This is a genomic window from Pseudomonas sp. KD5, assembly GCF_012932895.1.
Lineage (GTDB): Bacteria > Pseudomonadota > Gammaproteobacteria > Pseudomonadales > Pseudomonadaceae > Aquipseudomonas.
In genome coordinates, this window is record NZ_JDWJ01000012.1 from 202,853 (window position 1) to 229,327 (window position 26,475).

Genomic DNA, 26,475 nt, shown 5'->3' on the forward strand with positions numbered 1-26,475 from the left:
CTAGGCTTTCGCTTAGCCAATTCAATCAGAGGGAAATGCCATGGGAATTATCGGAACCATCTTTATCGGCTTGATCGTCGGCCTGCTGGCTCGGTTTCTGAAACCGGGCGATGACAGCATGGGCTGGATCATGACCATCCTGCTCGGTATCGGCGGTTCGCTGGCGGCCACTTACGGCGGCCAGGCCCTGGGCATTTACCAGGCCGGTCAGGGCGCAGGCTTCATTGGTGCGCTGGTGGGCGCGGTGATATTGCTGGTGGTCTACGGCCTGATCAAAAAGAACTGATTCAAGCGACAAAGCCCTCTCTGCGCCAACACCGGAGAGGGCTAGAATGCTTGGCGTTCCACCGTCCTTTCCTTTGCCGAGCACCTTCATGCGCCGTCTTCTGTTGACTCTTCTCTTCCTGGGCAGTGGTTTGGCCCATGCCGGCGAACTGCCGGAAACCGACTGGCTCGAACTGATGCCAAAATCGGACCAGAAGGCCCTCGAGGCCATGCCCGAAATCGATCACAACTCACCGGAAGCCAATGGCACCTTTACCCAAAAAGGTGGCATGAAGCAGAGCAAGGGCTTGCCGGCGGTGATGTATTCGACCAAGACCGTGCCGTCGATGAACGACAAGCACATCCGCATCGGCGGTTATCCGGTACCGCTGGAATCCGATGCGAAGGGCCGCAGCACGTTGTTCTTCCTCGTGCCGTACCCGGGCGCTTGTATCCACGTGCCACCGCCGCCGCCTAACCAACTGGTGCTGGTGCGTTATCCCAAAGGCCTGAAGCTGAATGACATCTACACACCGCTGTGGGTGACTGGCACGCTGAAGATCGAGAAGGTCACCAACGACCTGGCGGATGCGGCGTATGCGCTGGACGCGGCGCAGGTGCGGGTGGTCAAGGAGTCGGATTTGTAGGTTTTTAAATGTGGGAGCAAGCCTGCTCCCACATTTATTGTGTGGTGTTAAAGCGGTTTGCTGGCGATGCTCACGCCCAGGGTATGGCTAGCCCCCGGCGCCAGCGTCACCACATCATCCATCACATTTGCCGTTTCAATGCACAACATGCGCTGCCAGCCATCGTCAGCCATGTCGCTGAACGCGGCCGCACGGTCGATCCACGGGTTCCAGATCACCGCCGAGCGCGAACCGCTGCTGGTCAGTTCAATGCGTCGTTCCCAATGCGGGTCAACGATGCTCAATGTCGGCGGGGTATTCAGATAGATGCGGTCGGTCTCACCGGTAAAACGCAGATCACCGGTCTGAGTGACGGTTTTCCAGTCGTCCAGCGTCTCGATGTAACTCAAGCCATCCAGCCCTTCAACGTGCACGTTGCGCACATCGCTGACCGCGAAATAGCTGTGCAGCGCCTGGCTGATCGTGATGGGTTCAGCGCCCTTGTTGTCGCTCGTCAGGCTGATATGCAACTGTTCATCCAGACGAATGCTCAGTTTCAAGTCCACCTGATGCGGCCAGCCTGGCAGTCCGCCTTCAGGGTAGGGCAGGACGAATTCCACCTTCAGGCTTTCGCCCTCGGTTTCGATGCTGCCCAGTTCCCAGTCCATCGCTCGCACCAGCCCGTGAGCGGTCGGCGGCTCCTGGCTGATGCGCATGGCCTGGACACTCTGCGGGTTGCGCGACAGATTGCCGAACCACGGCCAGCACACCGGCACACCGGCACGAATAGCTTTGCCGGTCTTGAACACCGCCTCGTCGTTGAGCCAGATCAGCGGCGGTTGGCCGGCCAATTGATAGCTGAGGATGTGCGCGCCTTGCTGGGCCACCAGCAATTCGGCCTGACCGTGGCGGATGCGCCAGCAGTTCAGTTCATCCAGTTTCACGGCTTCGACGGTGGGCGTGCTCATGGGGCGACTCTCAATCAGGAACAATGACTGCTATGGACCGCAAAACGGTCACCGCGTTTAACGAGCGCCTTGTTTAACGAGCTCTGGGCGGAACCGAACGAGTGCGGCCGCTGCCGTCGATGGCGACGAACACAAACACGGCTTCGGTGACTTTACGCCACTCGCTGGACAGTGGATCGTCGCTCCAGACTTCAACCATCATCTGAATCGAGCTGCGACCGATTTCCAGGGCCTGGGTATAGAAGGAGAGCTGAGCGCCCACCGCCACCGGCACCAGAAACGCCATGCGATCGATCGCAACGGTGGCCACGCGACCACCGGCAACCTTGCTGGCCATTGCGGTGCCCGCCAAATCCATCTGCGCCACCAACCAGCCGCCGAAAATATCGCCAAAGCCGTTGGTTTCACGCGGAAGCGCGGTAATTTGCAGGGCCAGGTCGCCTTGCGGGATTGGATCTTCTTGTTCGAGCTCTATCATGCCGGGGGTGCCTCTGACCCGTGACTCTTCGTAGGTATAGCGGGTGAGTAGCCGTCTTGGAAAAACGATTCAGCCCCGAACATACTACGTTCGTCACGTTTTTCGTAAGGCGCCTAAAGGGAAACTCTGCGAAATCGGCTGACGGGTGCCAACGACGGTTTCGCACAGCAACCCCTTACAAACCGTTGCAATGTTGTGAGTATATCGGTCGATAGACTCCGAGACGACCGTCCGGTTCTCATTTCGACCGTCAAATACGCACCTCTATGTGCTTTTTCGAACAATTTGCTATCGTGCCGAACCTGCCCAAGCCTCCGCCAGCGTTGTTGAGGTTGCAGATCCGACTATAAGAGAAGCCTTGCCATGACCACAGCGCCCTCGAGCATCGCGCAGCCGGCCCAACCCGCACGTCCGCTGACCCGTAACGACTATAAGACCTTGTCGCTGTCTGCCTTGGGCGGCGCGCTGGAGTTTTACGACTTCATCATCTTTGTGTTCTTCGCCACAGTGGTCGGCAAACTGTTCTTCCCCGCCGACATGCCCGAGTGGCTGCGCCTGATGCAGACGTTCGGCATTTTCGCCGCAGGTTATCTGGCCCGGCCGCTGGGCGGCATTGTCATGGCGCACTTCGGTGACCTGCTGGGACGCAAGAAGATGTTCACCCTGAGCATTTTCATGATGGCGGTGCCGACCCTGATCATGGGCTTGCTGCCGACTTATGCGCAGATAGGTATGTGGGCGCCGATCCTGTTGCTGCTGATGCGGGTGATTCAGGGCGCGGCGATTGGCGGTGAAGTGCCGGGGGCGTGGGTATTCGTTTCCGAACACGTGCCGCAGCGGCACATCGGTTATGCCTGCGGCACGCTGACCAGCGGCCTGACTGCCGGCATTCTTTTGGGCTCGTTGGTCGCCACCGCGATCAACAGCCTCTATACGCCGGTGGAAGTGGCGGATTACGCCTGGCGGATCCCGTTCCTGCTGGGCGGCGTGTTTGGCCTGTTCTCGGTCTACCTGCGCCGCTGGCTGCACGAAACCCCGGTGTTTGCCGAACTGCAATTGCGTAAAGCCCTGGCCGAAGAAGTGCCGCTGCGCGCTGTGCTGCGTGACCATCGCGGGGCGATTCTGATTTCCATGCTGCTGACCTGGTTGCTGTCCGCGGGGATCATCGTGGTCATCCTCATGACGCCGACTGTATTGCAGACTGTTTACCACTTCCCGCCGACTACCGCGTTGCAGGCCAACAGCCTGGCCATCGTGTTCCTGAGCCTGGGCTGTGTGGCCTCCGGTGCACTGGCTGACCGTTTTGGCGCCGGGCGGGTGTTCGTGTTCGGTAGCGCGTTGCTGCTGCTGACCTCGTGGACCTTCTATCACAGCCTGTTCAATCATCCCGACTGGCTGTTCCCGATGTACGCCCTGACCGGCTTGCTGGTCGGCACCATCGGTGCAGTGCCGTATGTGATGGTCAAAGCCTTCCCGGCGGTGGTGCGCTTCAGCGGCCTGTCGTTCTCCTACAACCTGGCCTACGCCATCTTCGGCGGCCTGACCCCGATGGTCGTCACCCTGCTGCTCAAGGAAAGCCCGATGGGGCCGGCCTATTACGTGGCGATTATCTGCGGCGTCGGGATTGTGGTGGGTGGTTATCTCTGGAAGAAAGGTCGCTAAGCCGACCGATGCCTTCGCGGGCAAGCCTCGCTCCTTGGTCATGCGCCAGTTTTGAAATGACGCTGATCCTGTAGGAGCGAGCGGTGCGGCGATCCGACTTGCCCGCGAAGAACGATGACGCGATATCCCTTCAAAAATCCAAATACTGGCCTTTCATCCAATTGTCATATTTCAGCCATAGAGTGTTCACACGGCCTGCTGATACTTGGCCCCGACTTAACACACCCTATCTGCTAGGAGTAAGGCATGAAACTGAAGCGTTTGATGGCGGCAATGACTTTTGTCGCTGCTGGCGTTGCGACTGCCAACGCGGTTGCCGCTGTTGACCCTGCTATCCCGAGCTACACCAAGACCACTGGTGTGTCGGGCAACCTGTCCAGCGTCGGCTCCGATACCCTGGCCAACCTCATGACCCTGTGGGCTGAGAACTACAAAAAAGAATACCCGAACGTAAACATCCAGATTCAGGCCGCTGGCTCTGCCACCGCGCCACCTGCGCTGACTGAAGGCACCTCCAACCTGGGCCCGATGAGCCGCAAGATGAAGGACACCGAACTGGCGGCCTTCGAGCAGAAGTACGGCTACAAGCCAACCGCTATCCCGGTGGCCGTGGACGCCTTGGCCGTCTTCGTACACAAAGACAACCCGATCCAGCACCTGACCATGGAACAAGTCGACGCGATCTTCTCCTCGACTCGTCTGTGCGGCGCCAAAGCTGATGTGAAAACCTGGGGCGACCTGGGTGTGACCGGCGACCTGGCCAACAAGCCAGTACAACTGTTCGGTCGTAACTCGGTATCCGGCACTTATGGCTACTTCAAAGAAGAAGCCCTGTGCAAAGGCGACTACAAGCCAAACGTCAACGAACAACCAGGCTCGGCGTCGGTCGTGCAGTCGATCAGCTCCTCGCTGAACGGCATCGGTTACTCGGGCATCGGCTACAAGACCGCCAGCGTGAAGACCGTGGCCCTGTCCAAGAAAGGCAGCACTGAATTCATCGAAGACACCGAAGAAAACGCCCTGAACGGTAAGTATCCGCTGTCGCGTTTCCTCTACGTATACGTCAACAAAGCCCCGAACAAGCCTCTGGCCCCGCTGGAAGCCGAGTTCGTGAAACTGGTTCTGTCCAAGCAGGGCCAGGAAGTTGTAGTGAAAGACGGCTACATCCCACTGCCAGCCAAGGTAGCTGCAAAAGCACTGGCTGACCTGGGTCTCGCGGAAGGCGGCGCTGAAGTCGCAAAAAAGTAAAACCCTAGGTCCGGGGTAAACCCGGACCTGTGTAGGAGCGAGGCTTGCCCGCGAAAGCGGTGGGTCGGTCAACATTGATGTTGAATGTAACGACCCCTTCGCGGGCAAGCCTTGCTCCTACAATTGCCGGTAAATACCGGCCCCCAAATTTCCGATCCACTGCCAGTTTCCACTGGCGGCGGATTTGTTGCGTCACTGCATTGTCATCTTTCTGTCATACAGGATCGCTAGGGTGTGCGCATGAATGATCTGGCCAACTCCACCATGACTACAAATCCCCCCAAGCGAATTGACTTCAATACGCCTGAGCTGCACCGCAAGCGCCGTATTCGTGCGCTGAAAGATCGCCTGACCCGTTGGTATGTTCTTGTCGGCGGCCTCGCCGTCCTGGGCGCGATCACCCTGATCTTCTTCTTCCTTGGTTATGTTGTCGCGCCGCTGTTCCAGGGTGCCGACCTGACCGCCAAAGACGCCATCACGCCCGCCTGGATGCAAGACTCCGGCAAGCCGCTGATGATCTCCCTTGAAGAACAGAACCAGGTGGCCATGCGGGTTTCCGACAAGGGCCAGGCGCTATTCTTTGATATCGATAGCGGCGCCGAACTGCGCCGCGTCGACCTGCCGATCCCGGCCGGTACCAGCGTGACCTCCATCGGTGAAGATCAACCCGGCCATCCATTGGTCGCAGTGGGGTTGTCCAACGGTCAGGTGCTGGTGTTCCGCCACACCTATAAAGTCAGCTACCCGGACGGCAAGAAAACCATCTCGCCGGCCATCGAATACCCGTACGGCGAAACGCCAATCGTGCTGAACGAGGCGGGCGGCGCTCTGGAGCACGTCAGCCTCAATGCCACCGATTCGACCCTGCTGCTGGCTGGCTCCACCGGTGCGCAACTGCATGTCATGTCGCTGACCAGCGAAGAAAACATGATGACCGGCGAAGTCACCAACGAGCAGAAACGTATCGACCTGCCGCAAATGACCGAGCCAGTGAAGAACATCTTCGTCGACCCGCGTCAGCAGTGGCTGTACGTGGTCAACGGTCGTGCTCAAGCCGATGTGTTCAGCCTGCGCGACAAGAGTCTCAACGGTCGCTACAAATTGCTCGAAGACGGCGATGCCGAGATTACCGCCAGCACCCAGCTGGTGGGTGGTATCTCACTGATCCTCGGCGACTCCAAGGGCGGTCTCGCCCAGTGGTTCATGGCTCGCGATCACGATGGCGAACTGCGCCTGAAGCAAATCCGCACCTTCCAGATGGGCGCTGCGCCGATTGTTGAAATCACCGCCGAAGAACGTCGAAAAGGCTTCGTAGCCCTTGATGCGTCCGGCAAACTCGGCGTGTTCCACAGCACCGCGCACCGCACTTTGCTGGTGGATCAGGTGGTCGACGGCCAAGGCCTGTTCGGCCTGTCGCCACGGGCCAACCGCGTGATCGTGGAGCAGGGCGGCAAGCTGCAACCGTTGCTGCTCGACAACCCGCACCCGGAAGTTTCCTGGAGCGCGTTGTGGAGCAAGGTCTGGTACGAGAACTACGACGAGCCTAAATACGTCTGGCAATCGACCGCCGCCAACACCGACTTCGAACCCAAGCTGAGCCTCTCGCCGCTGACCTTCGGTACCCTGAAAGCCGCGTTCTACGCCATGCTGCTGGCCGCGCCCCTGGCCGTCGCCGCGGCGATCTACACCGCGTACTTCATGGCCCCGGGCATGCGTCGCAAGGTCAAGCCGGTGATCGAACTGATGGAAGCGATGCCGACGGTGATCCTCGGCTTCTTCGCCGGCCTGTTCCTCGCACCGTATGTAGAAGGGCATTTGCCGGGCATCTTCAGCCTGCTGATGCTCCTGCCGATCGGCATTCTGGTGGCGGGTTTCGTCTTCAGTCGCCTGCCTGAGTCGATCCGCCTGAAAGTGCCGGACGGCTGGGAAAGCGCGATCCTGATCCCGGTGATTCTGTTCGTGGGCTGGCTGTCGCTGTACATGAGCCCGTACATGGAAGCCTGGTTCTTCGGCGGTGACATGCGTATGTGGATCTCCCACGACCTGGGCATCACCTACGACCAGCGCAACGCTCTGGTGGTCGGCCTGGCCATGGGCTTTGCAGTCATCCCGAACATCTACTCGATCGCCGAAGACGCCGTGTTCAGTGTGCCTCGCGGCCTGACCCTCGGCTCCCTGGCCCTTGGCGCCACGCCGTGGCAGACCATGACTCGCGTGGTGATCCTCACCGCCAGCCCGGGCATCTTCTCGGCGCTGATGATCGGCATGGGCCGTGCGGTCGGTGAAACCATGATCGTGCTGATGGCCACCGGTAACACCCCGGTCATGGAAATGAACCTGTTCGAAGGCCTGCGCACACTGGCAGCCAACGTCGCGGTGGAAATGCCCGAATCGGAAGTCGGCGGCAGCCACTACCGCGTGCTGTTCCTCTCGGCGCTGGTGCTGCTGTTGTTCACCTTCATCATGAACACCCTCGCGGAACTGATTCGTCAGCGTCTGCGCAAGAAATACTCGTCGCTTTAACAAAGGTAGAAGTCTGTGAAACAGAACTCCCTGAATGGATGGTTCAAGAGCGGCGCCCCCGGCGTCTGGATCAGCGGCGGCGCGGTGTCCATTGCGGTCATCATGACCATTGGCCTGCTGGCGGTCATTGCCGTGCGCGGTCTGGGGCACTTCTGGCCGGCGGACCTGATCCACGCCAATTACGACGTGCCGGGCCAAGCCAACCACCTGGTCATCGGCGAAGTGGTGCAGAAGGAAGAAGTGCCACGCGAGCGCCTGAAAACCGCTGGCCTGCCGGTGCCCGATCAGGGCCCGGAGTTCATGACCCGCGAGCTGATCAAGGTCGGCAACCGCGATCTGAACGGCACGGACTTCACCTGGATTGTCGGCGAGTGGCTGACCAACCAGAAAACCCCGCCAGAGCTGATGACCATCGAGCGTCGCGAGTGGGGCAACTTCTACGGCTATCTGGTCAACGTTAAAGAGGACGGCAAGGTCGTCGCTGAAGGCGAAGCCGCATGGCCTGAGTTGCAGGCCCGTGTCGATCGCGTCAACCAGTTGGCTGGGCAGCTCAAGAGCCTGGAAAAAACCGACATCGGCGCGATCAACGCCGGTCTCGAACGTGTTCGTCTGCACGGTCGCAAGCTGGAATTGGCCGGCCGTCTCGACGCTACCGCACAGGCGGACCTGGAGTCCGAGCGCGCCGAGTTGAACGCCCGTTATCAGGAAATCGAAGCGCGTCTGAACGATCTGCACAAGCAGTTCAACCGCGACAGTCTGACTGCACGGGATGCGAACGGTAAAGAGGTCGAGATCGGCATCGGCAAAGTGGTTCACGCCTATCAGCCGAACGCCATGAGCACCTTTACCAAGGTGGGCTTCTACTTCAGCAAGGTCTGGGAATTCCTCAGTGATGACCCGCGCGAAGCCAACACCGAAGGCGGGATCTTCCCGGCGATTTTCGGCACCGTGATGATGACCCTGATCATGGCGATGATCGTCACTCCTTTCGGTGTGCTGGCGGCGGTCTACCTGCGTGAATACGCCAAGCAGAACACGCTGACCCGAGTGATCCGCATCGCGGTGAACAACCTGGCGGGTGTTCCGGCGATCGTTTACGGCGTGTTCGGCCTGGGCTTCTTCGTTTATGTACTGGGCGGCTCGATCGACCGCTTGTTCTTTCCCGAAGCCTTGCCGGCGCCGACCTTCGGTACGCCGGGTCTGCTGTGGGCTTCGTTGACCTTGGCCCTGCTGGCTGTGCCGGTGGTGATCGTGGCCACCGAAGAAGGTCTGGCGCGGATTCCTCGCACCGTGCGCGAAGGCTCGTTGGCCCTCGGCGCGACCAAGGCCGAGACCTTGTGGAAGATCGTGCTGCCGATGGCCAGCCCGGCGATGATGACCGGCATGATCCTCGCCGTGGCCCGCGCCGCCGGTGAAGTGGCGCCGCTGATGCTGGTGGGTGTAGTGAAACTGGCACCGTCGCTGCCGCTGGATGGCAACTACCCGTACCTGCACCTGGACCAGAAGATCATGCACCTGGGCTTCCACATTTATGACGTCGGCTTCCAGAGCCCGAACGTAGAAGCCGCGCGGCCGCTGGTGTATGCCACGGCGCTGCTGCTGGTGCTGGTGATCGCGACATTGAACCTGTCGGCCGTTTATATCCGTAACCACCTGCGCGAGAAGTACAAGGCGCTGGATAGCTAATCAACACCGAACTGTAGGAGCCGGCTTGCTGGCGAAGGCATCACCGCGGTGAGCCTGCGGGACCGAGTTGTCTGCATCGCCAGCAAGCCGGCTCCTACAAAGAATTGCGTAACCGCGGGCCTGGCCTGCGGCCCCGAACCGAATTTGTTAGCACAGGGAGCCTCCCATGCAGCACGAAGCACACACTCACGGCATCAACATGTCGGCCTTGGGCCGCGACAAACAGAGCCTGAGTCTCGAGCAGGAAACCGTGGCCATCGAAGTGCCTGGCCTGAGCCTGTTCTACGGCGACAAACAAGCGCTGTATGACGTCAGCATGAACATCCCGAAACAGCGCGTGACCGCCTTCATCGGCCCGTCCGGCTGTGGCAAGTCCACGCTGTTGCGCACTTTCAACCGCATGAACGACCTGGTGGATGGCTGCCGCGTAGAAGGCGCGATCAACCTCTACGGCAACAACATCTACCGCAAGGGCGAGGACGTGGCCGAGCTGCGTCGCCGGGTCGGCATGGTGTTCCAGAAGCCCAACCCGTTCCCGAAAACCATCTATGAAAACGTGGTTTACGGTTTGCGCATCCAGGGCATCAACAAAAAGCGCATCCTCGACGAAGCCGTCGAGTGGGCGTTGAAAGGCGCGGCGCTGTGGGATGAAGTCAAGGATCGTCTGCACGAGTCGGCACTCGGTCTGTCCGGTGGTCAGCAGCAACGTCTGGTGATTGCCCGCACCATCGCCGTGGAGCCGGAAGTGCTGCTGCTCGACGAACCGTGCTCGGCACTCGACCCGATCTCCACGCTGAAAGTCGAAGAGCTGATCTACGAACTGAAATCCAAGTTCACCATTGTTATCGTGACCCACAACATGCAACAGGCCGCGCGGGTTTCCGACTACACGGCGTTCATGTATATGGGCAAACTGGTGGAGTTCGGCGACACCGACACCCTGTTCACCAATCCGGCGAAGAAGCAGACCGAAGACTACATCACCGGTCGTTACGGCTAGGAAGCTGTTGTTGCTCACTGAACTGACGCTGCGGCCCACCGCACCTTACCGGACGCTCCAAGGACGCCAACATGATTAGTAAAGAAGGCCTTACCCATCACATCTCCCAGCAGTTCAACGCTGAGCTCGAGGAAGTGCGCAGCCACCTCCTGGCCATGGGCGGGCTGGTCGAGAAGCAGGTCAACGACGCGGTCACCGCGCTGATCGAGGCCGACTCCGGCCTGGCCCAGCAAGTGCGCGAGGTCGACGACCAGATCAACCAGATGGAACGCAACATCGACGAAGAATGCCTGCGCATTCTGGCCCGTCGTCAGCCGGCGGCGTCGGACTTGCGTCTGATCATCAGCATCTCCAAATCGGTGATCGATCTCGAGCGTATCGGCGACGAAGCCACCAAAATTGCCCGTCGGGCCATTCAGTTGTGCGAAGAAGGCGAAGCGCCGCGCGGTTACGTCGAGGTTCGCCACATCGGCGACCAGGTGCGCAACATGGTTCGCGATGCCCTGGACGCATTTGCTCGCTTCGACGCCGACTTGGCGCTGTCGGTGGCGCAGTACGACAAGATCATCGACCGCGAATACAAGACCGCGCTGCGCGAACTGGCCACTTACATGATGGAAGACCCGCGCTCTATCTCGCGGGTCTTGAGCATTATCTGGGTGCTGCGTTCTCTGGAGCGGATCGGCGACCACGCGCGCAATATCTCGGAACTGGTGATTTACCTGGTACGCGGCACCGACGTGCGTCACCTGGGCCTCAAGCGCATGAAGGAAGAAGTGGAAGGCACAAGTGCCGAAACCGCTAATGTTCCGGACAAAGCTGACGATAAGTAAGGTTGCCCAAGAAAAGCGCCCGGCCCCTTGGCCGGGCGTTTTTGTTTGTGCGGCTTTTTGAAAAGCCGAATTGAAAAGCAGCACCCGCGAACGAAAAGTCCCGGCGTGACTGAAGAGTTTTGGCAAAGTGCCATCAGCCAGCGTTATGCTTGCCGGGATTTTTAAAGGGGTGTTGGATGAGCAAGATCAGTGTGTTGGTCGTGGACGATGCGTCGTTCATTCGTGACCTGGTAAAAAAGTGCCTGCGTAACTACTTCCCGGGGATCCGGACCGAAGATGCCGTCAACGGTAAAAAGGCCCAGGCCATGCTGGCCAAGGAAGCGTTCGATCTGGTTCTGTGCGACTGGGAAATGCCGGAAATGTCCGGTCTGGAGTTGCTGACCTGGTGCCGCGAGCAGGACAACCTCAAAACCATGCCGTTCATCATGGTGACCAGCCGTGGCGACAAAGAGAACGTGGTCCAGGCGATCCAGGCCGGGGTTTCCGGCTATGTCAGCAAGCCGTTCACCAACGAGCAGTTGCTGACCAAGGTCAAGCAGGCGCTGAACAAGGTCGGCAAGCTCGATACCTTGATGAACAGCGCGCCGACCAAAATGAACTCGGCGTTCGGCAACGATTCCCTGAGCGCATTGACCGGTGGCAAAGCGGCGGTGGTCGCACCCGCGGCTGCTGTGGTCAACCCGTTTGCCAAACCTGCCGCCGCCGCGCCAGCCCCGGCTGCGGCGCCGTCTCGCGGCCTGCTCAACAACCCACCGGTCAAGGCGCCTGCCGCTGCCTCCGCATCAGCTGGCGGTCGTGGCCAAGGCCAACTGCGCCTGTCGAGCGGCACTCAGCAATGCGTGATCAAGGCCTTGAGCATCAAGGAAGCGCTGCTGGTGGTGAAACGCACCGACACCTTGCCGCAAGTCCTCGACAACGCCGTACTCGACCTGGAGCAGGGCGACAACGCCGAAATTGCCCGTCTTAACGGCTACCTGCACGCCATCGTCGCCCACGAGCCGAAGCCGGACAGTGAGTGGCTGCAACTGACGTTCCGCTTTGTCGACCAGGATGCACAGAAGCTCGACTACATCTCCCGCCTGATCGCCCGTGGCACCGCGCAGAAGCACTTCGTACCGGGTGCGTAACGTGTACCGCTGATCATTCCCGCGCCCTGCGTGGGAATGCCTCCCCGGACGCTCCACGTCCGCTTCGGATGGGACGCAGAGCGTCCCTTGCTGCATTCCCAGGCAGAGCGTGGGAATGATCATTTGAAACATCTGTCGACTACGCAGGTCCATTTCTGCTGCTAGGCTCCTTCCCAGGCCTACTCAACAGAATTTTGCCCATGCTCGCGCGCCTGCTGTTTTTCTGTGGTCTTTTCATGGCCTCCACCTCGGCTGTGGCCATGACGATCTACAGGTCCACTGATGCCAGTGGCGTGGTCTCTTACAGCGACCGCCCCACCAAAGGCGCGAAGGTGTTCGTTTTTCGCGACCGAATGGTCGAACACCTTGAGCGGCAGGTGTACCTCGACATCAAGAGGATGAATGGCATCGACAGCGTGTTCGTGCGCAACGACCTGTATGCGCCGGTCGAGATCGAGCTGAGTTTCGACGGGCTGCAGAACGTCAGCGGTGCGCCGAGCCGACCGATCCGGCGGGTGATGCCGGCGCGCAGTAACCTTCGTCTGGCCCTGCTCACGCCGACGAAGGCTGGAAGGCCGATCGTGTATAACCCAAGGTTCGCATATTCCCTGGGCGACCCCTCAGGGGCTGCCATGGCCTATCGATATCCGTTGCCCTGGCGTGGCGGTCCGTTTCGGCTGACCCAGGGCGCCAATGGCCAATACAGCCACTACGGACCGAAAAACCGTTACGCGATGGACATCGCCATGCCCGAAGGCACGCCGATCATCGCGGCGCGCGGCGGGGTGGTGGTGAAAACAGAGAATGGCCAGACTGGGCGCGGCAACGATCCGTCGGGCAATTTCGTGCGGGTGTTGCACGATGACGGGACCATGGGCGTGTACCTGCACCTCAAGAAAGGTTCGGTCTGCGTACGGGAAGGTCAGCGGGTAGTGGTGGGCAGTGCGCTGGCGCTGTCGGGCAACACCGGCAACAGCAGCGGCCCGCACCTGCACTTCGTGGTGCAGCGCAATACCGGGTTGGGCCTGGTGTCGATTCCGTACCAGTTCAATCAACCGGTGGGGGCGTTGCCCAACTTTGCGTTGGGCAGTAGGAGCCGGCTTGCTGGCGATGAACGATAACGCGGTATAACAGAGACACCGCAGCGCTCCTGATCGCCAGCAAGCCGGCTCCTACAAGGGCGTGGCTCAGTCCAGCATCAACACCTTGGCCAATATGATCTTCGGCCCTTTCATCTTTTTGATGATGATCCGCAAACCTTCGACTTCCAGCACTTCTTCCTCTTCCGGCACCCGTTTCAGGGTTTCGTAGACCAGCCCGGCGAGGGTTTCGGCTTCGATGTGGTCCAGGTCGATGCCCAGCAGGCGCTCCACCTTGAACAGCGGCGTATCACCCCGCACCAGCAGCTTACCCGGCTGATACGCGAGGATCCCGCGTTCAGCCTTGCGGTGTTCGTCCTGAATGTCGCCCACCAGCACTTCCAGCACATCTTCCATGGTCAGGTAGCCGATGATGTTGCCGTCGGCTTCCTCGACCAAGGCGAAGTGCGAGCCGCCCTTGCGGAACTGCTCCAGCAGTTGCGACAGCGGCATGTGCCGCGATACGCGCTCCAGTGGTCGGGTCAGTTCGGCGAGGTTGAACGACTCGGGAATGTGATCAAGGGCGGCCAGTTCCAGCAGCAGATCCTTGATGTGCAGCAGGCCGACGAACTCTTTACGCTCGCTGTCGTACACCGGGTAGCGGCTGAACTTGTGGCGACGGAACAACGCCAGGATTTCCTTGAGCGGAGCGTTGAACTCAAGTGTGACCAGGTCTTCCCGGGAGTTGGCCCAGTCGACCACTTCCAGCTCGCCCATTTCCACCGCCGAGGCCAGTACGCGCATGCCTTGGTCGCTTGGGTCCTGGCCACGGCTGGAGTGCAGGATCAGTTTCAGTTCTTCGCGGCTGTAATGGTGCTCGTGGTGCGGGCCGGGCTCACCTTGCCCGGCGATGCGCAGGATCTGGTTGGCGCTGGCGTTGAGCAGGTAGATGGCCGGGTACATGGCCCAGTAGAACAAGTACAGCGGCACCGCCGTCCACAGCGACAGCAACTCGGGTTTGCGGATGGCCCAGGATTTTGGTGCCAGCTCACCGACCACGATGTGCAGGTACGAAATGATGAAGAACGCCGTGAAGAACGAAACCGCCTTGACCACCTCAGCGGAATCTACACCCACGGCACTCAGTACAGGCTCCAGGAGGTGCGCGAACGCCGGTTCGCCGACCCAGCCCAGACCCAGAGAAGCGAGGGTGATACCCAGTTGGCACGCTGACAGGTAAGCATCGAGCTGACTGTGTACGGTGCGCAGGATGTGCCCGCGCCAGCCGTGCTGTTCAGCGATGGCTTCGACCCGGGTCGAGCGCAGTTTGACCATGGCAAACTCTGCCGCAACGAAAAAGCCGTTGAGCAAAACCAGGATCAGAGCAAAAAGAATCATGCCGAAGTCGGCGAATATTGTTGCGAGGGTCAAGCCAGGGGAAGGGTCCATGATGGAGTTTTGCGGGTTCCGTGTATTCAAAAAAGGGGGAAATGCAGTGCCTGAAGGGCAGGCACAAGTCAGCCAATGTAGCGGCTGACTGATCGATTGCCTAGTGGTGAGTGCTGGTCGGTATCAGTCCGCTGCACTGATCACGCGGGATTTGGTGACCTGGGCCGGCGCAAAATGGCAGGTAAACGTACTGCCATGTCCCGGCACACTGCTGATTTCCATGCGTGCCCGGTGTCGCAGCAGCACATGTTTGACGATGGCCAGCCCCAGCCCGGTGCCGCCGGTGTTGGAATTGCGGCTGGAATCGACGCGGTAGAAGCGTTCGGTCAGGCGCGGCAGGTGTTTGCTGTCGATGCCGATTCCCGAATCCTGCACGCTCAGGTGTGCGCCTTGCTCGTCGCCCCACCAGCGAATGCGGATATTGCCCTCGGCCGGGGTGTATTTCACTGCGTTGAACACCAGATTGGAAAACGCACTGCGCAGTTCGGCTTCACTGCCCTTGAGCAGAATCGTCGGGTCGGCTTCCAGGGTGATGCGCTGATTTTTCTGACCCGACAGCTGCTGGGCGTCGCTCTTGATCGATTGCAGCAGGCTGTCGATGGACACTGGTTGGTTGTCCGACGGGTAATCGGTGGCTTCCAGTTTGGCCAGCAGCAGCAAATCGTTAAGCAAGGTCTGCATGCGCCCGCCTTGCTGCTGCATTTGCTGCAGGGCACGGGTCCAGCGCGGATTCACGTCCTCGACGTTATCGAGCAGGGTTTCCAGGTAGCCGCAAATCACCGTCAGGGGTGTACGCAGCTCGTGGGACACGTTGGCGATGAAGTCTTTGCGCATCTGCTCCAGCTGATGGATACGCGTCACGTCGCGCACCAGCATCAAGTGCTCGTTGTTGCCATAGCGGGTGATGTACAGCTGAATGCGCAGGCGATCGTTGATCGGCGACGGAATCTCCAATGGTTCGGCGTAGTTGTCCTGCTCGAAGTATTCCTTGAAACGCGGATGGCGCACCAGGTTGGTCACCGGCTGGCCGCTGTCTTGAGGAGTCTTGAGGCCGAGCAGGGTTTCGGCGGCGCGGTTCCACCACTCAAGGTTGCCGTCGCTGTCGAGCATGATCACTGCGTCTTTCAGCGCGGCAGTGGATTCCTGGACTCGGTCGATCACCGCTTGCAGGCGTCCGCGTACCCGTTGGTCGCGGCGTTGCAGGTGATAGATGCTGTCGAACACTTCGCCCCACAGGCCATAGCCGTCGGGCGGTGCTTCATCGGGTTGGTGCAGGCGCAGCCATTCGTGCAGGCGCAGCAGCTGTTTGAGGGTCCAGGCCAGGTAAACACCCAGGCCCACGGCGAGACTCCAGCCGTAGTAGCCGGAAATCAGGCCGATCACCAGGCAGGCGGTGACCAGCAACAGCATGTGGCGAATCAGGGTGCCATGCCAGTTTTGGTTCACGGAAAATATGCGTCCTTGTCAGCGAGGCTGGCGGTCTGTTCAGGCCTTGGTGGAAAACCGGTAGCCGGTGCCGCGCACGGTTTGTACCAGATTTTCGTAGGCATCGCCGAGGGCTTTGCGCAGGCGACGGATGTGCACGTCGACAGTGCGCTCTTCGACGTAGACATTGCCGCCCCAGACCTGATCCAGCAACTGGCCGCGGGTGTAGGCGCGTTCCTGGTGGGTCATGAAGAATTGCAGCAAACGGTACTCGGTCGGGCCCATCTCGGCAGGTTTGCCGTCGATGGTCACGCGATGGCTGATCGGGTCGAGCAACAGGCCGCCGACTTCGATCGGCGCTTCGCCATCGGTCGGGCCGGCGCGGCGCAGTACGGCTTTGAGGCGTGCCACCAGTTCGCGGGGGGAAAACGGTTTGGTGATGTAGTCGTCGGCGCCGACTTCCAGGCCCTGGATCTTGTTGTCCTCTTCACCCTTGGCGGTGAGCATGATGATCGGGATATCCCCGGTCAGCTCGTCACGCTTGAGGCGGCGGGCCAACTCGATGCCGGAGGTGCCGGGCAGCATCCAGTCGAGCAGGATCAGGTCCGGTTTGCGGTCGACGATAATGGCATGGGCCTGCTGGGAGTTCTCCGCCTCCAGGCAGTCATAGCCGGCCATTTCCAACGCAACGGCGATCATTTCGCGAATGGGCGCTTCGTCGTCGACGATCAGAATGCTCCTGCCAACCATGCCTTAATCCTCTTGTCATTTAACTGTCTTGCGCCGCATTAGATAACGGAATTATTGCAGTCGTGTGACAGTATTTTAGCCACCCTGCGATTGTCGCGATCCTGAACTAAGCTCTAATTCCGAATCCTGACAACCACAAAAGGAAGGTTTCCATGAATCACATTGCTAAATCCTGGAAGGTCCTGCTGGTCACGGCTGCGTTAACGCTGCCGTCCCTGGCCTTTGCGGCAGAACCCGCCATGATGAAAGGCGGCATGATGGTCGATCAGAAGGGTATGACCTTGTATACCTTTGACAAGGACAAGGACGGCAAGTCGATGTGCATGGGTGAGTGTGCGAAGAACTGGCCGCCGATGATGGCTCCGATGGATGCCAAGCCCATGGGTGAATGGAAGCCGATCAAGCGTGACGACGGCACAATGCAATGGACTTACGACGGCAAGCCAATGTACACCTACAAAATGGATAGCAAGCCGGGAGACATGAAAGGCGACGGCATGATGAAAATGTGGCACGTGATTGGCGAACACAAGTAAGCGATTTGCCTGCCCTATAAACAGCCTGTAGCAGCTGGCGAAGCCTGCGTTCGGCTGCGTAGCAGTCGTGAACCCTGTGTACGCGGTTTACCTGACGCACCACAGAGGTAGATTTCACGACTGCTGTGCAGCCGAACGCAGCCTGCGGCAGCTGCTACAGATCAATCGCAGTCAACGTAACGCGTAATCCAGCACAATCCCCACGAAAATCGCCAGCCCCGCCCAGTGGTTATGCAAAAACGCCTGGAAGCAGCGCATCCGGTCTTTGCTGCGGGTGTACCAGAACTCCCACGCAAAGCAGCCTGCCGCCACCAGCAACCCAAGGTGGAACCAGCCACCGAGATGGAATTTCGAGCCAGCCAGCAACAGGCAGCCCAGCGCCAGGCCTTGCAAGGTCAGAATGATCACCCGGTCGGCGTCGCCAAACAGGATCGCGGTGGATTTCACCCCGATCTTCAGGTCGTCATCGCGGTCGGTCATGGCGTAATAGGTGTCGTAGCCCACAGTCCACAGCAAGTTGGCGATCCACAGCAACCAGGCTGTCGCCGGAAGCTCACCGGTTTCGGCGGTGAATGCCATCGGCATGCCCCAGGAGAACGCCGCGCCCAGCACCACTTGCGGGTAATAGGTGTAACGCTTCATGAACGGATACGTGAAGGCCAGGGCCAAACCGCCCAGCGACAGCCAGACAGTCGCCGCGTTGGTGCACAGCACCAGCAAGAAGCTCACACCCATCAGCACCGCGAAGAACACCAGGGCTTCTTTGGAGCTGATCTTGCCGCTCACCAGCGGCCGCTGCTCGGTGCGTTTCACATGGCCATCGACCTTGCGGTCCGCCCAGTCGTTTATCACGCAGCCGCCAGCACGGGTCAGTACCACGCCGAGCACGAAAATCACGATATTGGCCAGTGACGGCGAACCTTCACCGGCAATCCACAGTGCCCACAATGTCGGCCACAGCAGCAGGTAAATGCCGATCGGCTTGTCCATGCGGGTCAGCTGAATGAAATCCCAGGCCCGAGGATTCACGCGGTTCAGAGACTTGAGCAGGTTCTGGTACATCAGCAGTTCTCCGGATGCGCGCGGGCGGCGCTCCACAGGGTCGGCAGGAAAATCTCGGCCACCAGCACGCTCAGGGCGCCTCGGTCGAAACGTGAGCGCCGGCCCCACAGTTCAGGCGCCCGGGCCTCCATCGGCAACCACGCTTGAGGATAGTGACAAACCTCGATGGCCCGGCGCTGAAATGCCTGATCGCAAAACAGCAATTCACCCAGAGAGCGGCTGCCCAGCTCATCCATGTGCAATCCGTCGCCCTGTAGCGCGCTACGCGCGGCTACGCTGCGGGCAAACACCCAGGCTTCACCGTGGCCGCGCAGATACACCTCGCGCACCCAGCCTTCGCTGCCTTCGGCCAGCTCCAGCGCGGCACATTCGTCGGCGCGCAGCGATTGCCAGCCTTCGAACAGCGGTGTGACGCTGAAACCGTCATTCGACAAACGGGTCAGGCGTCGGGTCAGTGACCCTTCATCGAACAACCAATCGAGCGTAGACGTGTCGGGGCGGGGCATCAGTTGGCTTTGAGAAAGCCAGAGCGGCGTCGGGGAGGGGGCTTTTGAGTGCGGCACAGTGAGTCATTATTGGCAGCAAATGAGGCGGCGAGCTTACCATGTCAGGCGGCGAGTTTGATTGATCCGGCCTGCCGTTGCGCCGAACAGGCTTGCATCTGACGGGCCCGATCAGTACAAAACGCCCTGAGCCGGACGGCAACGCTTCATCTATCGACCGTTCGCGCCGGCAAAAGCCTGAATCCCGAGGAAGTACCTGAATGAAAAAGTGGCAATGTGTGGTCTGCGGCCTGATCTATAACGAAGCCGAAGGCTGGCCGGACGACGGTATTGCGGCGGGCACACCGTGGCAGGACGTGCCGGAAGACTGGCTGTGCCCGGACTGCGGCGTGGGCAAAATGGATTTTGAAATGATTGAAATCAACTAAGCATCCAAGGAGCTAGGAATGAACGCACCTGTCGTGATCGTCGGCACTGGGCTGGCTGGCTACAACCTGGCCCGGGAGTTTCGCAAACTCGATGGCGAAATCCCGCTGCTGTTGATTACCGCAGATGATGGACGCTCCTACTCCAAGCCGATGCTTTCCACCGGCTTTGGCAAGAATAAAGACGCCGATGGCCTGAGCATGGCCGAACCGGGCGCCATGGCCGAGCAATTGAAGGCCGAAGTGCGTACCCACACGCGCATCAGCGGCATCGATCCGGGCCACAAGCGCCTGTGGATCGGCGAAGAATCAGTGATCTATCGTGACCTGATCCTGGCCTGGGGCGCGGAAACCGTGCGGGTGCCGATCGAAGGCGACGCGGCCGATGCCGTTTTCCCGATCAACGACCTTGAAGACTACGCACGTTTTCGCGCAGCCGCGGCCGGCAAGCGTCGGGTGCTGCTGCTGGGCGCCGGTTTGATTGGCTGCGAATTCGCCAACGACCTGATTCTCGGTGGCTACGAAGTGCAGCTGGTTGCCCCCTGCGAACAAGTCATGCCGACCTTGCTCCACCCGGCGGCGGCCGCTGCGGTCCAGGCCGGCCTGGAAAGCCTCGGCGCGCGCTTCCACCTCGGGCCGGTGCTCAATCGCCTGCAGCGAGTGGCTGACGGCCTGGAAGCGCATTTGTCTGACGGCCAGGTCATCCCTTGCGACGTAGTGGTGTCAGCCATCGGTCTGCGTCCGCGCATCGACCTGGCGGCCGCTGCCGGGGTGCAGGTCAATCGTGGTGTGGTGGTTGACCGTCACCTGAAAACCTCTCACGCCAACATCTACGCCCTGGGCGATTGCGCCGAGGTCGATGGGCTGAATCTGTTGTACGTCATGCCCCTCATGAGCTGTGCGAGAGCGCTGGCCCAGACCCTCGCCGGAAACCCTACGGCGGTGAGTTACGGCCCGATGCCGATCACCGTGAAAACCCCGGTCTGCCCATTGGTGGTTTCCCCGCCACCACGGGGCGCGGAGGGCGTCTGGACGGTCGAAGGGCAGGGCGCGGACATCAAGGTGCTGTGCCGCGACAGCGCCGGCAAATTGCTGGGCTATGCCCTGACCGGCGCGGCGGTGATGGAAAAACTCGCCCTGAACAAAGAACTTCCGGCCCTGTTGGCGTAAATGCCGGTCGTTCTGTCGGAATCACCCCGTTTTTGCCCCCACAAAGGTCGCGGGGAGACTGGCGCCGCTCTTGCGCGCATGCCATCCTCATTCCCGTCTGCCGCAGAGTAGAGCACCTGCGGCGCCTTGGGCGCTGTTCCAACGAGAACAGCACGGACATAACAACAAAAAACCGTCAAAGGGGCTTCACTCATGCGTAAACCAGAACTCGCCGCTGCCATCGCGGAAAAAGCAGATCTCACCAAAGAACAGGCCAATCGCGTTCTCAACGCCGTTCTCGAAGAAATCACCGGCGCTCTGCATCGCAAGGATAGCGTCACGCTGGTGGGCTTCGGCACCTTCCTGCAACGCCATCGCGGTGCCCGTACCGGCAAGAACCCGCAAACCGGTGAGCCGGTAAAAATCAAAGCCAGCAACACTGTTGCGTTCAAGCCAGGCAAGTCGTTGAAAGACAGCGTTAATCCGTAACACGCACCGACTTCCCGCGCAGCGGGCGAGCGGGATAAAAAATGGGCACGCCAACGAGGTTGGGTGCCCATTTTTTCTATCTGGCGGATCAGCCGACTCGGCTTTGTTTCCTGGCGAGAATCGCTGCTATTTCCGGCTCATTCAGGTGATCCAGCGCTCGCTCCACCAACAAATGCACCCCGTCGGCCAGGCGGCTGAGCGACAGGGCTACGGAGCGGCGTGAACCGTCCACGTCGTCGGCGAGGTCGGCGGCGCGCTGATGGACAAGATATCTTCCGAGGCATTGGCGAGGAGGGCTTCAGTGTTGATGCCCAGGCAGACGCTGAAGAGCTGGCCTTTGCGTTTCGGTGGCTTTGGTTCGGCTGGCGGGAAGTGGTGGTCGAGGGCGCGTTCGGCGGCGTCGTTGAGTTTTTTTGAATCGGGGCTTTCGTATGGGGAGACCGGATCGGTGTCCGGTGGGTTAGGTGTAACTTTGAACATGATCTTCAATTCCATGAGTGATGCTGACACCCCTTCGCCGACTAAACGAAGGGGTGGCGGCTGTACGCAGGTTAGTCGGACCGGGGAATTGAAGAAGCCGGCGCACCCAAAGGTGCCCTACGCACAGCCACCATCAAAATGCAGGTAGCAAGTACCTGTCTGACGGACGCTTGTACAACTTCAATTACCAGCGGGCGACTAAACCCGACCACTGACGATCAGTGACACGAATCAAGTTACCGACCGACCCCAAAGCGCACAAGCCGGCGGATTCTGGCGTAGCCGTAGGCAACGACGCAAGGTGTTGTAGCTTTCACGACGTTACCTACAAGGCTCTTTAAACAAGCACTGTCAGGCATTGGCGTGGGACGGTACGGTTTTTCGATGCGTCGGCCCAGCGGGTCGTAGGTCATCCTGACCACGCTGCCGTTTTCGTTGCACACTTCAATCCGATCAGGAGCAGCAGAGGGCGCTTGAAGCAGTGTTCGCTGGTTTATTTCTTGCTGTTCATCACCGGATCGGCAAGGTTTTCATCGCCATCATTCATTCGCTGCAAAAGCTTTACTGCGCGGGAAAAACCTTGAGCGGCTGAACGTTCCAGCCACTGCCTGGCTCGTTCAAAGTCCTGCTCGACTATCCATCCATCAAGGTACATTTTCGCCAAGTCATATTGACCGTGGGCATCACCGGATTCGGCTCGGGGAAAGTGAAATTCCACCGTTTGGGATGTGGTATCAATCTCCCAATAATCGCGTTTGTTTACCTGGAATAGCCGAACGGTTTGATCGTTCACCCATTCAACAGGCCCCAGCAACGACTCAAAAAGACCCAGCGCGACGCTGATTCGCGTGACTGTGAAAAATGCTTCAGGCGTGTTTTTTGAACCCTGCATCAGGACGCCGATGTTGATGTATTGATCCGTGCGCCAAGCAGCCGTTGCAGTGAGCGTTTTGGACGGGTTTTTTAGTGAGCGTCCCGAGGTGCCTGAGAACCGATAGTCACGTTTGATTATTTCAGCTTGGAGCTTATGTATCGGGTCGCTATCCCACCCTTTGAGCGCCGCCAGCGACAAAAGCGCTTCGTTAATGTCCTCGATTAACGATTGGCGAATGGCGCTGTCCGTAGCGTCCGCAGGTAGCTTATCGAGGTGCTTGAACGGATGAGAGTAGGTGCAAACATCCAGAAGCGTGTTCTCTGCTTCGACTGGAGCTTGCTGAAGAATTATTTTGGAAATGCCGCCAGCAGGTAGCTTGCACTTAGTAGCAAGGAGATAAACGTAGAGTACGGCTGCCTCTCGAATGCTGTGAGCCTGGAGGCGCTCCGTAGGGGAGTCGATTTCAAGTGTCGATAAATATTTGCTCATCAGAGTTTCTATCTCGTCGCGTTTGGCAGTGAGTTGCCCACTGGATTAATACCAACCTTTGGAAACGAAGGCGTTTGACCGGCTCTTTGAGCGGCTACCGAGTAACCATTGACTCTACCTTGCTCAACTTTCAGTGCCTTGGATCTCGTTACATTTTTTCTGATGATGGCGGACTCGTATTTATCAGAGCCGGGGCGCTTGTTAAGTTTGCGTACCTGAGATTCAGCTCGGTAGGACTTTCCATTTTTAGAAATTTTCCCACCGCTGATGCCGAACTTGTAAACCTGGCCAGTCTTTTTGTTCCGGATGACGTAGACGTGGTTCGCCTTGTTATTTTGCCTAGAGTTTCCGTTTGCTGCCCCACAGGTTTTCCATCCCCATGGATCCACCCAAACAATCGGATTCGGCGCGTATTGGTATAGGTTGAGTTCCCCATCCAACCCAATCGGATCCGGCGTAGTAAACCGCCCCACATCCGGATCATAAAACCTGAACGTATTGAAATGCAGCCCCGTCTCCCGGTCCAGGTACTGCCCCTGAAACCGCAGATTCTGCTCTTCAATGTAATACGGCTCGCGCACCTCTTCTAACGTGTTGCCCCACACCCGATAACTCGCCTGCCAGACGTTGTGGCCGTCTGCTTCGGTGAGTTGTTCCGGCAGGCCGTTGAGGTCGTTGTGGTAATAGCGGATTTTTTGCAGCGGGCCGGTGCCGTCGACGCGGGCCAGGGGTTCGTAACCTTCGTCTTCGTAGAGGTAGAGGCTGGTCTGTTGATGGCGATGTTCCTGCAACAGGCGCAGGCCGTCCCAGGTGAAGCGGGTTTCGCCGAGAGGGTAGCCGTTGGTGTCGTGTACGGTTTTTTCGATGCGCCGGCCCAGCGGATCGTAGGTCATTCTGACCACGCTGCCGTTTTCATTGCGCACTTCAATCAACCGGCTTTCGGCGTCGTAACCGAAGCGCTGCAGGCCCCGTTGAGCGCTGCGTTTTTCGATCATCCGGCCAAACGCGTCATAGCGATAACGCTTGTCCTGATAGGTCAGCAGTTTGTTGTGCACCACCAGCCCGGCGCCGGGTTGTGGGCCGTCCAGCAGGTTGGCGGCGGCGTCGTAGGCGAAGGTTTCGCGCTGGCCGTGCAGGCTGTCCTGGCTGGCGATGATGCGGCCGGTGGCGTCGTAGTGCAGCAGTTGGCGGTGTTGCGCAGTGGGTTGTTGGTCGAGTTTGCCGATCAGGTTGTCGGCGGGGTCGTACTCGAAATGTTTCTGTACGGCGGCCGGCATCAGCGATGGCTGGTTGCTGTGACGACGTTGGCGTGAGCGTAAACGCCCGCTGCGGTCGTAGTCGCTGCGAGTGCTGATCTGGCCTTGGGTGCGCAGCACTTCGCGGTGCAGGCGGTCGCGTTCGAAGTCGCTGATGACCTGGCCGTCGAGGTTGATCTGGTGCAGGTGGCCGCTGCCGTAGTACAGGCGATTGAGCCAGCGGCCGTCGGGCAGTTGGGTCTGGATCAGGTTGCCGAGTTCGTCGTAGTGGTAGTGCAGGTTGCCGGCCGCGCTGTGTTCGGCGAGCAACTGGCCGAGGGCGTCGTAGGCGAAGCTCAGGGTTTGTGCGTTGCCCTGGTGGTCGGTGAAGGTGACGGCGGTGAGCTGGTCCAGTGGGTCGTAGGTGTAGTCGGTGCGGCCATCGTCGGTGATTTTGGCGATCAGCCGGCCGACGGCGTCGCGTTCCAGTCGGTGAACGATGGGAGCGGGGGGCGACTCGGGGACGACGGCCAGGCCGTTGCCGTAAGGCGCCGGAACAGCCGTGACCGCCGCGACGTTATCCAGCAGGTCATAGGTGTAGCGCTTGGCACTGCCATCCAGATCCTGTTGTTCTGTCAGCCGATCCCCTGCATCCCAGGCGAAGCGATAACTTTCACCGTTCTCATTGGTCAGCGCTTGCAGCCGCCCGTAGCTGTCGTACCCGAACTGCACCTGTCGGCCATGGGCGTCGGTACGCTGACGCACCTGGCCGCGGCGGTTGTGTTGATACAGCGTGGTGTGCCCGGCCGGGTCGGTGTAGCCGATCAACTGGCCGCTGACGTCGCGCTGATACTGCTCGGTGCGGCCGTCCGGCAACTGGCTGCTGAGCAACCGCCCCTGGGCGTCGTAGCTGAATTGGGTGCGTTCGCCGAGGGCATCGGTGATCGTTTGCAGATAGCCCCGGTGGTCGTAGCTGAACCGCGTCGGATAACCCGAGCAATCGATGTGTTCGACCAGTTGGCCGAACGGGTTCCAGCGCAGTCTTTTGCTTTTGCCGGTAGCGTCGATGATCTCGACGACCTGGCCTTGGGTGTCGTAGCGGTAGCGGGTGACATGGTCCAGCGGATCGGTTTCGGCGATGCAGTTGCCGCGCTGATCGTAGCAATATTGCCAGCTGTTGCCTGCAGCATCGGTTTCCACCAGCGGCAAGGCCCAATGCTCGAGCCATAAGGTCGAGTCACTGCGGCCCAGCGGGTCGGTTTCGCCGATCAGGTTGCCGGCGTCGTCGTAGCTGTATTCGTAGCGCCCGCCCAGCGGGTCGGTGGCGCTGAGCAATTGGCGTTCGTCGTTCCACTCGAACTGCCAGGTCTGGCCGAGGTTGTCGGTGTATTCGGTGATCTGGTGTTGGGTGTTCCAGCGCCGTGTACTGATGCGCTGTGAGCCGTCGGTGATGCGCGTGACACCGGCCTTCAGGTCATAGTCGAACTGGTAAGTGTCGCCCTCGTCGGTCCAGTGCCGGACCACGCGCCATTCAAGGTCTTCGATCAAGGCCCATTCATAGAAACAACGCAGCCCCGTGGGCAACTGATGCTCGACCATCCGCCGCCTAGCGTCGTAGCTGAAGCGCCGTTGCACCTGGCCGGTGGCGTCGCGCACTTCGGCCAGGTTGCCGGCTGCGTCATAGCCGTAACTGACGAGTACTTCGCGGTGTTGGTCGGGGTACAGGCGTTCCACCCGAGCCACGCGACGGCCTTCTTGAATCAGCTCGACCTGCACCAGATCGAAGGTGTCCCGCAGCCGAACAAGCTGCCCGCCGTCGTCATAGTCGAGGTAGATGCGGTTGTCATTGCGGTCGCCCAATTGATCAAGGCGCAGCAGCGCCGTATTGCCCGGCGTTGGATTGAACAAACGGTATACGCCGTCATCGCTTTCAATCAACAACTGCCCATTGACGTGGCGTCGAACACTCAGCCCTTCACCCGCACTGAACACCGCGCCGCCCAGAGGAATCGAACCCATGTCGATACGCCGGGCCTGCTCATCGGTGTAGACCAGCGTTTCTCCACCCTCCGGGTGAGGCAGGATTTCAACACACACCTCGTAGGACACGCTCCA

23 protein-coding genes and 2 pseudogenes are annotated in these 26,475 nt (G+C 59.7%); 14 read left to right on the forward strand and 11 right to left on the reverse strand.

Annotation, left to right across the window (positions count from 1 at the left end):
• The first annotated feature begins 40 nt into the window (after positions 1 to 40).
• Both AF70_RS24940 and AF70_RS24945 read left to right on the forward strand, forming a co-directional pair.
• Positions 41 to 286, forward strand: a complete 246-nt coding sequence (locus AF70_RS24940; protein WP_028940111.1) for a GlsB/YeaQ/YmgE family stress response membrane protein — start codon at positions 41 to 43, stop codon at positions 284 to 286.
• An 88-nt stretch (positions 287 to 374) separates the two neighbouring features.
• Positions 375 to 911 (forward strand): DUF3299 domain-containing protein, encoded by a 537-nt coding sequence (locus AF70_RS24945; RefSeq protein ID WP_026331809.1) that lies wholly within the window; start codon positions 375 to 377, stop codon positions 909 to 911.
• Between the two features lie 47 nt (positions 912 to 958).
• Here AF70_RS24945 and AF70_RS24950 read toward each other — a convergent pair whose 3' ends face one another.
• Complete coding sequence (locus AF70_RS24950; protein ID WP_028940112.1) at positions 959 to 1,858, reverse strand: D-hexose-6-phosphate mutarotase; 900 nt, start codon at positions 1,856 to 1,858, stop codon at positions 959 to 961.
• A 73-nt stretch (positions 1,859 to 1,931) separates the two neighbouring features.
• Complete coding sequence (locus AF70_RS24955; RefSeq protein ID WP_007896491.1) at positions 1,932 to 2,336, reverse strand: acyl-CoA thioesterase; 405 nt, start codon at positions 2,334 to 2,336, stop codon at positions 1,932 to 1,934.
• Between the two features lie 363 nt (positions 2,337 to 2,699).
• Here AF70_RS24955 and AF70_RS24960 point away from each other — a divergent pair, with 363 nt between their 5' ends.
• The 8 genes from AF70_RS24960 to AF70_RS24995 all read left to right on the forward strand — a co-directional run bounded on the left by AF70_RS24960 (position 2,700) and on the right by AF70_RS24995 (position 13,536).
• A complete protein-coding gene (locus AF70_RS24960; protein WP_018927389.1) occupies positions 2,700 to 3,998 on the forward strand; it encodes an MFS transporter in 1,299 nt (432 codons plus the stop codon).
• 246 nt (positions 3,999 to 4,244) lie between these two features.
• Positions 4,245 to 5,246 (forward strand): phosphate ABC transporter substrate-binding protein PstS, encoded by a 1,002-nt coding sequence (locus tag AF70_RS24965; protein WP_019580399.1) that lies wholly within the window; start codon positions 4,245 to 4,247, stop codon positions 5,244 to 5,246.
• Between the two features lie 240 nt (positions 5,247 to 5,486).
• The gene (locus AF70_RS24970; protein ID WP_019580400.1) at positions 5,487 to 7,769 is read left to right on the forward strand and encodes an ABC transporter permease subunit; all 2,283 of its coding nucleotides are present in this window, start codon (positions 5,487 to 5,489) and stop codon (positions 7,767 to 7,769) included.
• A gap of 15 nt (positions 7,770 to 7,784) precedes the next feature.
• A complete protein-coding gene (pstA, locus tag AF70_RS24975) occupies positions 7,785 to 9,455 on the forward strand; it encodes a phosphate ABC transporter permease PstA (protein WP_018927392.1) in 1,671 nt (556 codons plus the stop codon).
• A 166-nt stretch (positions 9,456 to 9,621) separates the two neighbouring features.
• Positions 9,622 to 10,455, forward strand: coding sequence for a phosphate ABC transporter ATP-binding protein PstB (gene pstB / locus AF70_RS24980; RefSeq protein WP_008150054.1), 834 nt, complete (start codon positions 9,622 to 9,624; stop codon positions 10,453 to 10,455).
• 71 nt (positions 10,456 to 10,526) lie between these two features.
• The gene (gene phoU, locus AF70_RS24985; protein WP_007934507.1) at positions 10,527 to 11,288 is read left to right on the forward strand and encodes a phosphate signaling complex protein PhoU; all 762 of its coding nucleotides are present in this window, start codon (positions 10,527 to 10,529) and stop codon (positions 11,286 to 11,288) included.
• 176 nt (positions 11,289 to 11,464) lie between these two features.
• Positions 11,465 to 12,415 carry a response regulator gene (locus AF70_RS24990; RefSeq protein WP_028940113.1) on the forward strand — a complete coding sequence of 317 codons (951 nt, stop codon included), beginning with the start codon at positions 11,465 to 11,467 and terminating at the stop codon, positions 12,413 to 12,415.
• 200 nt (positions 12,416 to 12,615) lie between these two features.
• Positions 12,616 to 13,536, forward strand: a complete 921-nt coding sequence (locus AF70_RS24995; RefSeq protein ID WP_019580403.1) for a peptidoglycan DD-metalloendopeptidase family protein — start codon at positions 12,616 to 12,618, stop codon at positions 13,534 to 13,536.
• A 66-nt stretch (positions 13,537 to 13,602) separates the two neighbouring features.
• On the opposite strand, the gene AF70_RS25000 is transcribed toward AF70_RS24995, so the two are convergent.
• The 3 genes from AF70_RS25000 to phoB all read right to left on the reverse strand — a co-directional run bounded on the left by AF70_RS25000 (position 13,603) and on the right by phoB (position 17,118).
• Positions 13,603 to 14,943 (reverse strand): hemolysin family protein, encoded by a 1,341-nt coding sequence (locus tag AF70_RS25000; protein WP_018927395.1) that lies wholly within the window; start codon positions 14,941 to 14,943, stop codon positions 13,603 to 13,605.
• Positions 14,944 to 15,066: 123 nt separating this feature from the next.
• Complete coding sequence (gene phoR / locus AF70_RS25005) at positions 15,067 to 16,353, reverse strand: phosphate regulon sensor histidine kinase PhoR (protein ID WP_218585017.1); 1,287 nt, start codon at positions 16,351 to 16,353, stop codon at positions 15,067 to 15,069.
• A gap of 75 nt (positions 16,354 to 16,428) precedes the next feature.
• Complete coding sequence (gene phoB / locus AF70_RS25010; protein ID WP_007896474.1) at positions 16,429 to 17,118, reverse strand: phosphate regulon transcriptional regulator PhoB; 690 nt, start codon at positions 17,116 to 17,118, stop codon at positions 16,429 to 16,431.
• Between the two features lie 152 nt (positions 17,119 to 17,270).
• On the opposite strand from phoB, the gene AF70_RS25015 reads away from it, so the two are divergent.
• Entirely contained in the window at positions 17,271 to 17,654 is a 384-nt protein-coding gene (locus AF70_RS25015) for a hypothetical protein (protein ID WP_018927397.1), read from the forward strand.
• Between the two features lie 171 nt (positions 17,655 to 17,825).
• Here AF70_RS25015 and ubiA read toward each other — a convergent pair whose 3' ends face one another.
• Together ubiA and AF70_RS25025 are read right to left on the reverse strand one after the other, a co-directional pair.
• Positions 17,826 to 18,716 carry a 4-hydroxybenzoate octaprenyltransferase gene (gene ubiA, locus AF70_RS25020; RefSeq protein WP_018927398.1) on the reverse strand — a complete coding sequence of 297 codons (891 nt, stop codon included), beginning with the start codon at positions 18,714 to 18,716 and terminating at the stop codon, positions 17,826 to 17,828.
• On the reverse strand, positions 18,716 to 19,279 hold the full coding sequence (locus AF70_RS25025; protein WP_028940114.1) for a chorismate lyase: 564 nt from the start codon (positions 19,277 to 19,279) through the stop codon (positions 18,716 to 18,718). The genes ubiA and AF70_RS25025 overlap by 1 nt, the downstream gene beginning before the upstream one ends.
• Positions 19,280 to 19,479: 200 nt before the next feature.
• Between AF70_RS25025 and AF70_RS25030 the strand changes: the two genes are divergently transcribed.
• From AF70_RS25030 to AF70_RS25040, 3 genes are all read left to right on the forward strand, one after another.
• Positions 19,480 to 19,647: a rubredoxin gene (locus AF70_RS25030; RefSeq protein WP_007896465.1), complete on the forward strand. Its 168-nt coding sequence runs from the start codon at positions 19,480 to 19,482 to the stop codon at positions 19,645 to 19,647.
• 18 nt (positions 19,648 to 19,665) lie between these two features.
• Positions 19,666 to 20,814 carry an NAD(P)/FAD-dependent oxidoreductase gene (locus AF70_RS25035; RefSeq protein ID WP_028940115.1) on the forward strand — a complete coding sequence of 383 codons (1,149 nt, stop codon included), beginning with the start codon at positions 19,666 to 19,668 and terminating at the stop codon, positions 20,812 to 20,814.
• Between the two features lie 192 nt (positions 20,815 to 21,006).
• Complete coding sequence (locus tag AF70_RS25040; protein ID WP_003213368.1) at positions 21,007 to 21,282, forward strand: HU family DNA-binding protein; 276 nt, start codon at positions 21,007 to 21,009, stop codon at positions 21,280 to 21,282.
• Between the two features lie 88 nt (positions 21,283 to 21,370).
• On the opposite strand, the pseudogene AF70_RS25045 reads toward AF70_RS25040, so the two are convergent.
• From AF70_RS25045 to AF70_RS25055, 4 genes and pseudogenes are all read right to left on the reverse strand, one after another.
• Positions 21,371 to 21,762: pseudogene (locus tag AF70_RS25045) on the reverse strand (DUF6124 family protein).
• Positions 21,763 to 22,139: 377 nt separating this feature from the next.
• Positions 22,140 to 22,211: pseudogene (locus AF70_RS30120) on the reverse strand (RHS repeat domain-containing protein); the annotation flags it as partial.
• Positions 22,212 to 22,255: 44 nt separating this feature from the next.
• Positions 22,256 to 23,125 (reverse strand): tetratricopeptide repeat protein, encoded by an 870-nt coding sequence (locus AF70_RS25050; RefSeq protein WP_019580405.1) that lies wholly within the window; start codon positions 23,123 to 23,125, stop codon positions 22,256 to 22,258.
• A gap of 8 nt (positions 23,126 to 23,133) precedes the next feature.
• Positions 23,134 to 26,475 (reverse strand): RHS repeat-associated core domain-containing protein (locus tag AF70_RS25055; protein ID WP_169342503.1); only part of this gene is annotated, 3,342 nt, incomplete at its 5' end.

Bases quoted from the DNA above. Each gene is read 5' to 3' on its own strand.
- AF70_RS24995 (WP_019580403.1), top strand. From the start codon at position 12,616: ATGCTCGCGCGCCTGCTGTTTTTCTGTGGTCTTTTCATGGCCTCCACC.
- AF70_RS24970 (WP_019580400.1), top strand. From the start codon at position 5,487: ATGAATGATCTGGCCAACTCCACCATGACTACAAATCCCCCCAAGCGA.
- ubiA (WP_018927398.1), bottom strand. From the start codon at position 18,716: ATGTACCAGAACCTGCTCAAGTCTCTGAACCGCGTGAATCCTCGGGCC.
- AF70_RS24965 (WP_019580399.1), top strand. From the start codon at position 4,245: ATGAAACTGAAGCGTTTGATGGCGGCAATGACTTTTGTCGCTGCTGGC.
- AF70_RS24940 (WP_028940111.1), top strand. From the start codon at position 41: ATGGGAATTATCGGAACCATCTTTATCGGCTTGATCGTCGGCCTGCTG.
- AF70_RS25050 (WP_019580405.1), bottom strand. From the start codon at position 23,125: ATGAGCAAATATTTATCGACACTTGAAATCGACTCCCCTACGGAGCGC.
- AF70_RS25000 (WP_018927395.1), bottom strand. From the start codon at position 14,943: ATGGACCCTTCCCCTGGCTTGACCCTCGCAACAATATTCGCCGACTTC.
- phoB (WP_007896474.1), bottom strand. From the start codon at position 17,118: ATGGTTGGCAGGAGCATTCTGATCGTCGACGACGAAGCGCCCATTCGC.
- AF70_RS24990 (WP_028940113.1), top strand. From the start codon at position 11,465: ATGAGCAAGATCAGTGTGTTGGTCGTGGACGATGCGTCGTTCATTCGT.
- AF70_RS24960 (WP_018927389.1), top strand. From the start codon at position 2,700: ATGACCACAGCGCCCTCGAGCATCGCGCAGCCGGCCCAACCCGCACGT.
- pstB (WP_008150054.1), top strand. From the start codon at position 9,622: ATGCAGCACGAAGCACACACTCACGGCATCAACATGTCGGCCTTGGGC.
- phoU (WP_007934507.1), top strand. From the start codon at position 10,527: ATGATTAGTAAAGAAGGCCTTACCCATCACATCTCCCAGCAGTTCAAC.
- AF70_RS25035 (WP_028940115.1), top strand. From the start codon at position 19,666: ATGAACGCACCTGTCGTGATCGTCGGCACTGGGCTGGCTGGCTACAAC.
- AF70_RS24955 (WP_007896491.1), bottom strand. From the start codon at position 2,336: ATGATAGAGCTCGAACAAGAAGATCCAATCCCGCAAGGCGACCTGGCC.
- AF70_RS25015 (WP_018927397.1), top strand. From the start codon at position 17,271: ATGAATCACATTGCTAAATCCTGGAAGGTCCTGCTGGTCACGGCTGCG.
- AF70_RS25040 (WP_003213368.1), top strand. From the start codon at position 21,007: ATGCGTAAACCAGAACTCGCCGCTGCCATCGCGGAAAAAGCAGATCTC.
- phoR (WP_218585017.1), bottom strand. From the start codon at position 16,353: ATGCTGTTGCTGGTCACCGCCTGCCTGGTGATCGGCCTGATTTCCGGC.
- AF70_RS25030 (WP_007896465.1), top strand. From the start codon at position 19,480: ATGAAAAAGTGGCAATGTGTGGTCTGCGGCCTGATCTATAACGAAGCC.
- AF70_RS24950 (WP_028940112.1), bottom strand. From the start codon at position 1,858: ATGAGCACGCCCACCGTCGAAGCCGTGAAACTGGATGAACTGAACTGC.
- AF70_RS24945 (WP_026331809.1), top strand. From the start codon at position 375: ATGCGCCGTCTTCTGTTGACTCTTCTCTTCCTGGGCAGTGGTTTGGCC.